This window comes from Lacrimispora sp. (assembly GCF_047605665.1).
In the GTDB taxonomy this organism is placed as follows: Bacteria; Bacillota; Clostridia; order Lachnospirales; family Lachnospiraceae; genus Lacrimispora.
Genome location: NZ_JASGFH010000011.1, coordinates 100,823 through 113,963, shown reverse-complemented (window position 1 = coordinate 113,963; position 13,141 = coordinate 100,823). Strand labels below are relative to the sequence as shown.

Annotated in this window: 11 protein-coding genes; 1 reads left to right on the top strand and 10 read right to left on the bottom strand. The window is 47.8% G+C overall.

Annotated elements, in window-relative coordinates:
- Position 1 precedes the first annotated feature (1 nt).
- The 3 genes from mnmA to nifS all read right to left on the bottom strand — a co-directional run bounded on the left by mnmA (position 2) and on the right by nifS (position 2,828).
- Positions 2 to 1,126: a tRNA 2-thiouridine(34) synthase MnmA gene (gene mnmA / locus QM657_RS10895; RefSeq protein WP_415066672.1), complete on the bottom strand. Its 1,125-nt coding sequence runs from the start codon at positions 1,124 to 1,126 to the stop codon at positions 2 to 4.
- A gap of 11 nt (positions 1,127 to 1,137) precedes the next feature.
- Positions 1,138 to 1,575 carry a Fe-S cluster assembly scaffold protein NifU gene (nifU, locus tag QM657_RS10890; RefSeq protein WP_415066671.1) on the bottom strand — a complete coding sequence of 146 codons (438 nt, stop codon included), beginning with the start codon at positions 1,573 to 1,575 and terminating at the stop codon, positions 1,138 to 1,140.
- Between the two features lie 68 nt (positions 1,576 to 1,643).
- Positions 1,644 to 2,828, bottom strand: coding sequence for a cysteine desulfurase NifS (nifS, locus tag QM657_RS10885; protein ID WP_415066670.1), 1,185 nt, complete (start codon positions 2,826 to 2,828; stop codon positions 1,644 to 1,646).
- Between the two features lie 245 nt (positions 2,829 to 3,073).
- Between nifS and QM657_RS10880 the strand changes: the two genes are divergently transcribed.
- Positions 3,074 to 4,624, top strand: coding sequence for an oligosaccharide flippase family protein (locus QM657_RS10880; RefSeq protein WP_415066669.1), 1,551 nt, complete (start codon positions 3,074 to 3,076; stop codon positions 4,622 to 4,624).
- 62 nt (positions 4,625 to 4,686) lie between these two features.
- Here QM657_RS10880 and QM657_RS10875 read toward each other — a convergent pair whose 3' ends face one another.
- The 7 genes from QM657_RS10875 to QM657_RS10845 form a co-directional block, all read right to left on the bottom strand.
- A complete protein-coding gene (locus QM657_RS10875; RefSeq protein ID WP_415066668.1) occupies positions 4,687 to 5,856 on the bottom strand; it encodes a glycoside hydrolase family 18 protein in 1,170 nt (389 codons plus the stop codon).
- A gap of 152 nt (positions 5,857 to 6,008) precedes the next feature.
- Positions 6,009 to 7,256 (bottom strand): diguanylate cyclase domain-containing protein, encoded by a 1,248-nt coding sequence (locus QM657_RS10870; RefSeq protein ID WP_415066667.1) that lies wholly within the window; start codon positions 7,254 to 7,256, stop codon positions 6,009 to 6,011.
- Positions 7,257 to 7,302: 46 nt separating this feature from the next.
- Positions 7,303 to 7,839 (bottom strand): V4R domain-containing protein, encoded by a 537-nt coding sequence (locus tag QM657_RS10865; protein ID WP_415066666.1) that lies wholly within the window; start codon positions 7,837 to 7,839, stop codon positions 7,303 to 7,305.
- 279 nt (positions 7,840 to 8,118) lie between these two features.
- Entirely contained in the window at positions 8,119 to 9,255 is a 1,137-nt protein-coding gene (locus tag QM657_RS10860) for a diguanylate cyclase (protein ID WP_415066665.1), read from the bottom strand.
- 24 nt (positions 9,256 to 9,279) lie between these two features.
- On the bottom strand, positions 9,280 to 10,206 hold the full coding sequence (gene metA, locus QM657_RS10855; protein ID WP_415066664.1) for a homoserine O-acetyltransferase MetA: 927 nt from the start codon (positions 10,204 to 10,206) through the stop codon (positions 9,280 to 9,282).
- A gap of 3 nt (positions 10,207 to 10,209) precedes the next feature.
- Positions 10,210 to 12,168: an NAD-dependent DNA ligase LigA gene (ligA, locus tag QM657_RS10850; RefSeq protein WP_415066662.1), complete on the bottom strand. Its 1,959-nt coding sequence runs from the start codon at positions 12,166 to 12,168 to the stop codon at positions 10,210 to 10,212.
- Positions 12,158 to 12,967, bottom strand: a complete 810-nt coding sequence (locus tag QM657_RS10845) for a pseudouridine synthase (RefSeq protein ID WP_415066661.1) — start codon at positions 12,965 to 12,967, stop codon at positions 12,158 to 12,160. The genes ligA and QM657_RS10845 overlap by 11 nt, the downstream gene beginning before the upstream one ends.
- Between the last annotated feature and the right edge of the window lie 174 nt (positions 12,968 to 13,141).

Genomic DNA, 13,141 nt, shown 5'->3' with positions numbered 1-13,141 from the left:
ATCAAAGTATTGTACCTCCGCCCACAACGTAGTCATCCTGACCCCCTAAGGAGTCCTCTCTTTGCCATTCGGGCAAATTCCCCGTATAAAAAACAACTGCCTGTCCCGGCGTGATAGCCCGCTGAGGCTCATCAAACTTGCATTCCACCAGACCGTCTTCGATTTCCCGTATAGTGCACATGGCTCCCTTGTGGCTGTAGCGGATCTTTGCGGATACGCGCATTTCTCCGCCATGGAGTCCGTCAATTGCCATCCAGTTTAAATGACCGGCACGAAGGGTATCGGAGTAAACGTCATCTCCGTTTCCAATGACCACCTCATTGGTCTCAGGGCGTATCTCCACCACAAAGACAGGGCGGCCCATGGAAAGGTTCAGACCCTTTCTCTGGCCTACGGTGTAATGGGTAATTCCCTTGTGGCGGCCGATGATCTGGCCATCCAAATCCACGAAATTTCCCTCCGGAGCCTTTTCCCCTGCATTTTCCTCAATAAATCCGGCGTAATCGTTGTCAGGAATGAAACAGATTTCCTGGCTGTCCGGCTTATGGGCAACCTGCAAGTTGATCTTGTCCGCAATTTCACGGATCTGGTCCTTGGAATACGCGCCTACAGGCATCAGAGTGTGTGACAACTGATGCTGGGTTAAGTTATAGAGGGCGTAAGTCTGGTCCTTGGCTGCTGTCACGGACTTTTTCAAAGCGTACCTTCCGTTTGGAAGCTGTTCAATCTGGGCATAGTGGCCGGTAGCAATGTAATCCGCTCCGATGTCCAGACTGCGCTTTAACAAAGATTCCCATTTGACATAGCGGTTGCAGGCAATACAGGGATTGGGCGTGCGCCCTCTCTGGTATTCCCCTACGAAATAGTCAATGACCTGGGACTTAAATTCCTCTTTAAAATTCATGACATAATAGGGGATTCCCAGGTCCCAGGCCACCCGTCTGGCATCATCCACGGCACTTAAACCGCAGCAGCCTCCGTTTTCTTCCTGGGTCCCGGAATCCTCATCCTGCCATATCTGCATGGTAACGCCGATGACCTCATACCCTTGTTCCTTTAACAGCCACGCTGCCACAGAAGAGTCCACGCCTCCCGACATTCCCACAACTACTTTTGCTTTGCTCATAGCTTCGCACCTTAATATTCTTCTTCCACTTCTTCCTCGCCGATATCGGACTTTGGCTTCTTTAATCCCTGAATCTCCAGTCCGTTTTTATTGGCGTAGTCCCATAAAGCGGCGTGAATGGCTTCTTCTGCCAGCAGGGAACAGTGAACCTTTACAGGAGGAAGTCCGTCAAGGGCTTCACAAACGGCCTGATTGGTCACTTCCATGGCCTCCTGAATGGATTTTCCCTTTACCAGTTCTGTCGCCATACTGCTGGTAGCTACTGCTGCTCCGCAGCCAAATGTCTTGAATTTGACGTCGCGGATGATCTGGTTTTCATCGATATCCAGATATATTCTCATAATATCGCCGCACTTGGCATTTCCTACGGTTCCAAGGCCGCTGGGGTTCTCTATCTCTCCCACATTTCTGGGGTGTTCAAAATGATCCATTACTTTTTCTGTATACATAATCTATCAACTCTCTTTCCAGGTAATGTATCCGGCCCATTGCCGGATATTGGTTTGACTGTATCTCTTTATTTCGCCTGATGACGGATAAAATCTTCGTAAAGGGGTGACATGCTGCGCAGCTTTGCCACGATTTCCTTAATGGATTCCACCACGTAGTCCATTTCTTCCTTTGTATTTTCTTCATCAAGAGTCAAACGCAAAGAACCATGGGCAATCTCATGAGGAAGGCCGATGGCAAGCATTACATGGGATGGGTCTAAGGAGCCGGAGGTGCAGGCGGAACCGCTGGAACCGCAGATGCCTTTCATATCCAGCATGATGAGAAGAGATTCTCCCTCGATAAACTGGAAAGCAAAGCTGACGTTGTTGGACAGCCTGTTTTTTCTGTGGCCGTTGATCCTTGTATAAGGAACCTCATCCATGACCCGTTCCATCAGATAGTTTCTCAGTTCCGTTTCCTTGCGGATTCTTTCATCCATGCCGGCCACTGCCAGCTCTACAGCTTTTCCAAAGCCGACGATTCCAGGTACATTTTCCGTGCCTGCCCGGCGCTTTCTCTCCTGTCCGCCTCCGTGAATGAAGGAACGGGATTTGATTCCTGTACGGATATAAAGAAATCCAATGCCTTTAGGACCGTTGATCTTATGGCCGCTGGCACTTAACATATCAATATGGTATTCATCCACGTTGATGGGCACATGGCCGAAAGCCTGAACCGCGTCAGTGTGGAAGATGATTTTGTGTTCTTTTGCGATTTCGCCGATTTCCCTGATCGGCTGAATGGTTCCGATCTCGTTGTTGGCAAACATGATGGAAATGAGGATGGTGTCAGGGCGGATGGCTTTTTTCAGCTCTTCCAGCTTTACAACTCCATTTTCATCAACATTTAAATAAGTTACCTCAAAACCGTGTTTTTCTAAGTATTCACACGTATGAAGCACGGCATGATGCTCAATTTTACTGGTGATGATGTGTTTTCCTTTTCCTGAATAGGCTTCGGCAGTGGCAATCAGCGCCCAGTTATCGGCTTCCGAACCTCCTGCTGTGAAATAGACCTCATTGGATTTTGCTCCTAAAGCATTGGCAATGGTCTCTCTGGCCTCTGTAACAGCCTTTTTAGACTTGCCGGAAAACTCATATACTGATGATGGGTTTCCGTAAAATTCCGTGAAATACGGCAGCATGGCCTCCACGACTTCAGGCCGCGTCTTGGTAGTCGCAGCGTTGTCAAGATAAATCAGTTGCTTCATAATTTGTTAGTTCCGCCTTTCTGTAGTCCTAAAGTTAAAAGCTTCATCTACAATTTCTATTATACACATATTTCCTAGAATTTCAATAGGAATGATTCTCATTATAAATATGTCAGAAAAAAATACATTTCATACCTGTTAAATGGATATTATTATGGTATGCAGCCGGCTCCTGGCCGGGAATTTGTCATGAAGACTCCCGCCGCTCCATATATTTATAATAATTCTCATTTTCAGGAGATTTCATGAATGGTTCCCTGAAGTTTCCCCAACAACTTTCTGAAAGAAAATATGCCCTTTTAACCGGCACTCTTCTCTTAACCTCATCCGGGCTCATCACCCGGATACTGGGGTTTTTTTACCGCATCTTTCTTTCCCGTACCATCGGCGCCGAAGGGCTGGGAGTTTTCAATCTGCTTCATCCGGTATTCGGCGTCTGCTTTGCCTTATGTGCCGGGTCCATCCAAACTGCCATATCCCAGTCAGTAGCAGCCAATGTAAAAAAGGGCCGTTCCATTTTCAGGACCGGCCTTATTATTTCGCTGGCTATTTCCACGGTTCTGGCGTATGTCATCATCCAGTTTAAAACCTTCATCGCTGCCAGCATCCTGATGGAGCCCCGCTGCGAGGGCCTTTTAACCTTTATCGCCGTATCCGTTCCCTGTGCAGCCATTCACGCCTGTATCAATGGATATTATTACGGAATGCAGCGTCCTAAAGTTCCGGCAGCAGCTCAGGTGACAGAGCAGATCATAAGAATTGGAGCTGTATTTTTAATTGCTGATATTATGATCGAATCGGGTATTGAAATCACGGTTCATCTGGCAGTTATGGGGCATCTGATCGGAGAGATCGCTTCTTCCCTTTATACGGTCATTGCCCACCGGTTTTTCCCGCCTAAGATTCCTCAGGGCATTACGGAAACTGCGGCTTCTTTCCGGGAAACCGCTCCTGATCTGATGCAGCTTGCCCTTCCTCTTATGGGAAACCGGCTGGTGTTAAATGTTCTGGCAAGTACGGAAGCCATTTTAATTCCCAGCAGGCTGAAAATGTCGGGACTCTCTGATTCGGGGGCATTTTCCGTATACGGCGTCCTGACCGGAATGGCTCTGCCCTTTATTCTGTTCCCATCCACCATTTTCAATTCTCTGGCAGTGCTCTTGCTTCCGACTGTAGCAAAGGCCCAGTCAGAAGGAAATGAAAGGAGGATCGGGGCAGCCATTTCCATGTGCCTTCGGTACTGCCTGTATGTGGGAATCCTCTGCATTGGCATCTTCACTTTATTCGGCAACGACCTGGGTGTCAGCGTATTTAAGGATAAGACAGCCGGAACGTATATGACTGTTTTAGCCTGGCTTTGTCCCTTTCTTTATCTGGTCACCACCCTGGGAAGCATTTTAAACGGTCTGGGGCGCACCTCAGTCACCTTTGTGCAGAACACCGTCGCTTTGATGGTCCGCTTAAGCTTTGTCTTCTTTGGCATTCCGAGGTTTGGAATTCTGGCTTATCTGGTGGGGGCGTTAATCAGCGAGGTGCTTCTTGCCCTGATGCACGTTCTTTCACTGCGAAAAAAGGTGGATTTCGTGTGGAATGCCTGGGATATGGTGGTAAAGCCGGCTTTCTTAATGCTGCTTTCCATAGGCATTTACTTTGCAGTGTTTTCCAAAGCAGATCCGTTTCAGGAAACTCCCTTATTCATAAAAACAGCTTTACATATCGCTGTATTAAGCGGCATTTATCTCGTGCTGCTGGCCTTTGCCCATATCTTTAAGGGCGAAAAAGCGGAAAAAGAGTGATATAACCCTTTAAAAAGGGCTGCCGGATTAAATCTCCAGGCAGCCTTTTTTATATTGATATTTTATTTCATTCCATTGTGCATTGCATTGAGAAGCTCTCCATCGGAATCCTGGCTCAGCTCCCAGATCATGGCGCCGCCCAATTTCTTGGATTTTATGTATGCGGTCTTAAGGGCGATGGACTGAGGGTCTTCGTAGCTGATAAATATGGTGCCATTGAACATCCAGGGTACCTTGGACTGGGCGTGAACGTAATTCGTATAACCGGTTTTCCCCAGATAGTTGGCTTTTATGTCCCGGTAGCTGATGGAATTGGCGCCGCCAAAGGTCTGATACATCCCATTGTTTGAATGGCTGACAGAGGAATATAAGTATCCGTAAAACGGAATGCCCATGACCAGCTTTTCTGCAGGAACGGACTTGTCCAGCCAGGAATTCACGACCTTGTCCACGCTGATTTTGTACTGGGGAGATGGATCGTTATTGTCATAAAGGGGGGCCAGAAGGTCTGTCCTGGAATCCCAGGTTCCGTGAAGGTCGTAAGTCATGATGTTTATATAGTCTAAGTACTGAGCCAGTTGAGGCAGCTCCAGATTATTGATCTGAGAGCTGTCAGCTCCCCCTGCAATGGTCAGAAGGTAGTGCCTGTTATCTGACGTTCCTCTTTCATCCAGCTTTTCCCGCAGCTTTTTAAGCAGCAGCGTGAAGTTCTGCTTATCCTCCGGCCTCCTGCCATTGGATGCCAGACCTCCGCTTACGGGATATTCCCAATCGAGGTCCACCCCGTCAAACCCGTATTTTGTGATGAACTCAACGCAGCTATCCGCAAATGCGGTTCTGGATTCCTCAGTCAGCGCAGCATCGGAAAACCTGCCGGACCAGGTCCAGCCGCCTACGGCAATCAGGGTCTTTAAATCGGGGTTTTTCTGTTTTAAAGAGTTTAAGAGCCTTATGTTCTCAGGGTCTATGTCGGGATATCCCAGGGTGATTTTTAAGTCCGGGCCTATATTGGCAAAGGCGTAATTAATATGAGTCAGCTTGCCTGCATCGATCTGATCCGGTTTATAGCCGGAATATGCAGCCCATGCACCGTAGTAGCCAACGACTTTTCCCGGCGGGATATCCTCGGAAGGATTTGACGCAAAGGCTTCCTGCCTTGGAAGGCCGGTGCAGATGATCAGCAGAAAAACAGAAACCAGCAGAATTGTCGTTTTCACTATTTTCTTTTTCATTTCATTTTCCTTTTTCTCTCAATTATTTTTTCAAGTATAACATGCTGGTTTTTCTTTGAATAGCGGGAAAAATATGGAAAAAATAAAAAAGCCAAACCATATGACTATGATCCAGCTCCCAAATCAGGCAGAGGGCGGGGGGTAAAGCAGCATCATGATTTCTCTGTGAGCCGCTTTTTATACGCCCTCTTATATTCATACATTTTTTCATCAGCAGCATTGAGCAGGTCGACTGCAGATAAGAGGTTATCCTCTGCCACTTCAATCACGCCATAGCTTATGCTGTATTCAAAGGACATCCCTGATTCCCTGTTTGCCACATTCAAACGGCCCCGGATATCTTCCATCCTCTCCTGGGCCGCCCTGGCAGTCCAGTTTTGTACCAGAAGTACGAATTCATCTCCTCCGATCCGGCATGTGATCACCTCAGGTGAAAACTCCTGCAAAACGCTGGAGACTCTTATGATATAATTGTCCCCCTCTATGTGTCCGAACTGGTCGTTGACGTGCTTTAAATTGTCTATATCTATGAAGCACAAGAGAAATGCCTGTCCCTCGTCGAGCCACTGATCCAGTAATTCCATGCAGTAATGCCTGTTGTATACCTGGGTCAAGGTATCGTAATTGGCAATATTCTGTAAATTGTTCAGCCTCTCCCTCTCTCTGGTGACATCGGAAATCACAAATGCAAGGGCGTTGCGCTTATGCCAGCGCATGGGATGAATGGACACGGAATAGTACTGGCCTCCATCCTCTTCGGAAAACTCCAGCTCCGTCACACGGGGCTCTTCTTTTCCTTTCATCTCTTCAGCCTGCCTTTTCATCCACTGGCGCAGCCTCTGGTCGGAATGAATGCCCGTCAAGGTGCTGTCCATCTCATGGCTGACAAACAGCCATTCTGCCGTATCCGCATCCGTCACGACGATCCACTGTGCGATCTTTCCTACCAGCAGTTCATATAAGCTCTTGTTCCGCGCCAGCATATGTATTTCCCTCTGCCTGCTTTCAATTTCCCTCAACAGGGCAAAGCGCTGCTGCTCCAACAGCTCTGTCATGGAATTAAACGCATCGGAAAAGTCTCCCATAAAGTCCACCCGCTGCTGGTAATCTCCGCGGGCTACCCGCTGGGTCTGCCATGTCAGATGCTTTAAGGCTGCATGAAGGTTCTTGACAGGTGAAGCCAGTTCATTGCTTGCCGGAGGCAGATTCACATCCAGGCAGCCCTTTGAAAGGGCACTGGCCAATTCCGTAGTTTCCAACACACATTTGGAAAAGTACATCAGTCCTCTCCCAAACTCCTGAAATTCTTCAGGAAGCTCATTTAAATCCAGAACAGCACTTTCAGGATCATATACTACATTGCTTAAATAAGTCAGCAAAATTCTGGCAACGGTCTCCATAACACATTTCCTCCCCTTTTGTCCCTGCGGCATAAAACTGTTCTCTCTATCGAAGTTCTCCGCGGAACCTGCATACTCTATCGCCGTTTGCCCAGCAATCAATCTCACGCACGTAATATTTTTTCCCTGTATACGCCTCCAAAATTCCTGAAATAAATCCTTCGTCATAATAGCATACGGTCTCTCCTGTGATGGGGAGTCCGCTGCAGTCCAAGTCCTCGCCTACGGTCAGCACAATTTCTCCCGAAGCCTCGTCAAAAAACTCCATGCGGAGAATTCCGATTTTCAGTTCGCGAAGCTTCTTTTGAAGGTTTGCCACAAAGGTGCCAAAATCAGCTTTTAAATCCAGAACATTTTTTGCAAACTCCAAGCCGGCCAGATATCCGGCCTCCCGAAAATATTCATTTCCCTGATCCTTGCCGTGGGCCTTGGTTAAAACCTCCAAAAGGGTGTACTGCATCAGGCGGTATACCAATACCGGCATTTCCTCTCCCAGGGCTCCCCTTCCCTTTTTAATGTTCCCCAGAGATTTCCAGGTAAAACCTTCCCTGCTGTTCTCCTGTAAAAGCACGTTTTCCATCATAGTATGCTCCTTTCTCTTTCGCACTTTTTCTCACACTGCCTCACGTTCCCGTCTTTGAGCAAAATTGTCATATAATATGCATTTTACCATAAAAAATACAGGGTTTCAACAAATGCCGGAAGGATATGTCCCATAAATCGACACTTTTTTCTTACTTTTTCTTTAACAACGCGCTTTTTCCCGTTTATAGTCTCAAAATCTCCTGATCAGGGGGAAAACAGGACAGAAAAAACACCCCATTCCCAGTGTTATTTGAGAATGAGGTGTTTTAAAAATCAGCTATATCTTAGAATCCTTTTGTACTGCTATTTTGTTTTTACCGCTTTGCTTAGCCGCATATAAGGCAGCGTCAGCCGCCCGGAAAAGCTCCAGGGGGTCTGTCTTTCCAGAGGCCATATCTGCGACACCGCCGCTGAAGGTTATGACCCTGCCATCCAGTTCAGACATCCTCACTTCCTTCATGATGATCAGAACGCTCTCGCATACCTTGACAGCCTCGTGAACAGAATACCCCTTGAACAAAAGGACAAACTCCTCTCCTCCCACCCGGAATGCATCGATTCTCTCATGCACAAGCCTTTTTAATATTTCAGAAAACTGAAGGAGCACACGGTCTCCGGCAGCATGGCCATAGACATCATTTACCTGCTTGAAATCATCGATGTCCAGCACTGCCATGGATAAGTTCTTATTGGCCAGCCGGCATTCTTCCATGATTCTGGGAAGGTATTCATCATAGGCCTTGCGGTTGTACAGGCCGGTGAGGGGGTCCAGCTTCAACTCCTCCTCCAATTCCATTTTATCCTTTTCCATGGTGTGAAGGTTGGATATGGTATCCCTTCCGTAGATGATGAGAACCTCAGCCAGAAAATAGGAGGCCAGCAGCAGTCCGGAGGCGGTGAGCATTTCCATCCAAATCCATGGACCGAAATCGCGGCTTGCGGAAGCGTGCATCCGCAAGCTGCTCAGGATGAGAAGGACCTGTGCCAGCAAATGGGTCCGTCTTGTGATCTTTATATTTGCATATAATGTGGAAAGCATGACCGGCACGATAAAAGAGGTCAGCAAAACTGCAACGATGGTGTGCTGCATGCAAAGCAGGGTGCAAAAGACCAGCATAAGGAAAATCGAGATATATTTTTTTGCGGTCAGTGAAACCCAGTCTGCGCGGACAAGCACATCCGCTGCAATATTGGCAATCAGCATGGCAGAGGAAGGCAGTATGATATAGCGCATCCAATATCCGGCCAGATCATGGCCTTCTGTATTGAATGAAAAAAGATACCAGATCACAATCAGCACCAGCAGATTGATCACAATTGTTATATAGCATACGGAAATCAGTTTAAGACACCAGTAACCGGTGTTCCTGTCAGCTTTATCCCGGATGGTTACGGGACTTTTATCAGAATGCATCAAAAACTCCCTCCGTCAAAGTGATCAGATCTTTTCGCCGTTTTCGTCCAGAATGTAAGGAGTCATCTGGTATACGTAGAAATTCAGCCAGTTGCCGTATAAGGTATTGGCCCCGTTTCTCCAGTTCAGCACTGGAAGGGTATCCGGGTTGTCGTTTTCGTAGTAGTTGCAGGGGATATCCGGATTCAGGCCTTTATCCAGATCCCTGTGGTATTCTCCGTTTAAGGTCATGCGGTCATATTCCGGATGGCCCTGGATGAAGATGTGCTTTCCGTCAAGGCTCATGACGAGAAGGATTCCGGCTTCCTTGGATTCTGCCAGAATCTTCAGCTGCGGATGCTTTTCAATGTCTTCTCTGCGAACCTCGGTATAACGGGAATGAGGGGCCATCACGTAGTCATCCAGGCTGCGCACGAGGGGCACTTTTCTGTCTAATACCTTGTGGCAGTAAACGCCGGACAGCTTATCTTTGCGCTTGTATTTCGGCACCTGATAGTGGTAGTAAAGACCGGCCTGGGCTCCCCAGCAGATGTGAAAAGTGCTGGTCACATACGTTTTGCTCCACTCCATGATCTTTTTTAACTCTTCCCAGTAATTCACTTCTTCAAATTCCATGTGCTCCACCGGCGCTCCGGTGATGATCATGCCGTCAAACTTCTTTTTCTTCACCTCGTCAAAATAGACGTAAAACTTGTTTAAATGGCTGGCAGATGTGTTTTTTGAAGTATGGCTCTCCAGCATGAGGAAGGTACAGTCCACCTGCAGGGGAGTGTTGGAAAGGGCTCTGAGAAGCTGGGTTTCCGCCTCTTCTTTTACAGGCATTAAGTTGACGATCAGAATTTCCAGAGGACGAATATCCTGGCTCATCGCCCGGTCTTCGTCCATCATAAAGATATTTTCCCTCTCCAGTATGGCTTTTGCGGGCAATTCTTTTTGTACTTTAATCGGCATATTTTACTCCTCCAGCATTCTCATGAAATCTTCTTCTGAAATAATGGGCACTTCCAGTTCCTTGGCCTTTTTATTTTTTGAAGAAGCTGACATGGTATCGTTGTTGATCAGGTAAGTGGTTTTAGAAGTCACGGAACCGGTCACCTTGCCTCCTTGGGCCTCGATCACCTCCTGAAGCTCCTTCCGGTTGGCGAAACGCTCCACAGAGCCGGTGATGACAAATACCATGTTGTCAAATTTCCCGGCTCCCTCTGCGGCTGCTTCCTGCTTTAAGGTGAGTTCCGACAAAAGGCGGTCCACGGCTTCATTGTTTTTATCTTCTTTGAAATAATTGATCCAGCCTTCGGCCAGCACCTTTCCGATGCCGTTTACGGCCATAAGGTCTTCTTCCTCTGCCCGGCGCATTCTCTCGAAATCGTATTTGAATTCCCTGCACAGCATTTTGGCATTTGCCACACCGATTCCGGCGATACCCAGGCCGTAGACCACTCTGGGCAGGGTGGTGTGGGAAGATTTTTCAATGGCTGCAATGAGGTTGTCAAAGGACTTTCTTCCAAAGCCTTCCATGGTGGTAATGGCTTCCTCGTAATCCCTCAAATGAAAGATATCTTTAAACTCCCGGATGAATCCGGCGCCTATGAATTTTTCTAAAGTAGCTTCTGACAGACCGTCAATGTTTAAGGCATCACGGCTGACAAAGAGGGAAAAGCTTTTGATCCGTTTGGCCTGGCAGTCGGGATTGGTGCAGTAGAGGCTTTTTACCTCCCCTGCCTTGCGGATTTCCGTCTTTCCCTGGCATACGGGACACTGTTCCGGCACATGGACCGTATTGCTTCTGGTCAGATTATCGGCGATCTGGGGGATGATCATATTGGCCTTGTAAACTGTGATCTGATCTCCTTCTCCCAGCTCCAGGGCCTCCATGATGCTTAAGTTATGGACGCTGGCCCGGCTCACCGTGGTTCCTTCCAGCTCCACCGGGTCAAAGATGGCTACCGGATTGATGAGGCCGGTTCTGGAAGCGCTCCACTCAATGTAATTCAGTTTTGTTTCCCTGATTTCATCGGCCCATTTAAAGGCGATGGCGTTTCTGGGAAATTTGGCCGTTCTGCCGAGAGATTCTCCGTAAGCGATGTCATCAAACATGAGAACCAGGCCGTCGGAAGGGAAATCATATCCTGGGGCCTCTTTGGCAAATTCCTCTACAGCTTCCCGCAGGGTGTCCTTTGTTACCATTTTATAATCCACCACATCAAAGCCCTGGTTTTTCAGCCACTGAAGCTGACTTCTCCGGGAATTTTCAAAATCCACTCCTTCTGCCGTTACCAGGCCGAAGGCATTGAAGTTCACATTCCGGCTGGCTGTGATCTGGTTGTTTAACTGTCTGACTGAGCCGCTGCATAAATTTCTGGGGTTTTTATATCTGGCGGCCACATCTTCGATTTCCTCATTGATGCGGTTAAATTCGGAATACTTGATCACCGCTTCTCCCCTGAGAACCAGTTCTCCCCGGTGGGATATATTGACGGGAATATTGGAAAATACCCTGGCGTTGTTTGTGATGACCTCGCCGATCTCTCCGTTTCCCCTTGTTACAGCCTTTTGAAGGGTTCCGTGGTTGTAGACCAGAACCACCGTCAAACCGTCCAGCTTCCAGGAAAGGATTCCGGGCTGATCTCCCAGCCATTCCTCCAGGCTTTCCGGGCTTTTGGTTTTATCGAGAGACAGCATGGGGCTTTCATGGGCCTCTTTAGGAAGCACGCCTACAACCTGATAGCCCACGTTCTGGGTGGGGCTTTTGGAAAGGATGATTCCTGTCTCCTGTTCAAGGGCCTGCAGTTCATCATAGAGCTTATCGTATTCATAATTGCTCATGATCTCCCGGTTTTCCTGGTAATAGGCCTTTCCAGCCTCTGTGAGCACCTGAATCAGTTCTTTGATTCTGTTTATTTTACCGTCCATCAGACTTCTCCTTTTTCCCATCTCTCCCCCTTAAGGGGGCCTCTTTATAAGAAAGATTTGTGGAGCCTTTTAAGGCTTCCTTCATCTGGTGGTATTCTTTCTTTGAAAGTTCCCGGTAAGCGCCGGGCTTTAAATCTCCAAGTTCTACGTTCATGACACGCATTCGTTTTAGCATCTTCACCTCATATCCCAGCTCCCCGCACATCCGGCGGATCTGGCGGTTTAAGCCCTGGGTCAAAATGATGCGGAATGTCTTTTCTCCTGCCTTTGCAGCAAAGCAGGGATTGGTGGTTACATTAAGCTCTGAGAGAAGGACTCCCTTTCTCATTTTCCGGATGAAATCATCGGTGACCGGGCGGTTTACCTTTACTAAATACTCCTTTTCATGAGCATTTCCGCTGCGCATCATCTTATTCACTAAGTCGCCCTGATTCGTCATGAGAATCAGCCCTTCCGAGTCCTTGTCCAGACGGCCTACGGGATAAATTCTCACAGGGTATCCCACCATATCCACAATATTGGGGGCGCGGTCTTTTTCCGAGGTGGTGCACACGATGCCTTTGGGTTTATGGACAGCCAAAAAGACGGGGCGGGCTTTGTGATCCTTCTCCCCTTTTCCGTTTTCCACAACCCGTCCATTGACCGTGATCTTCTGGCCGGGAAGGACCTTCTGGCCGGGCACTGGGGAGACGCCGTCCACACGCACCTTTCCCGTTTCCACAAGCCTGTCCGCCTCTCTGCGGGAACAGACTCCGGCTTCGCTTAAAAATTTATTCAGGCGGATTCCTTCTGACTCCATGTTTTTTCTCCCTTACTATATACTAAATAAAAATTATAGCATTGCCGGAAGGGTACGTCAATTTTAACCGCTCATTGTTTGGCCGCTTTTTTCCTGTTTCTGCATAATTCGCTTGAATAATGGCTGTTTTTATTATAATATAAGGATAATAAAAAAGTCTTTACATACTTAGGA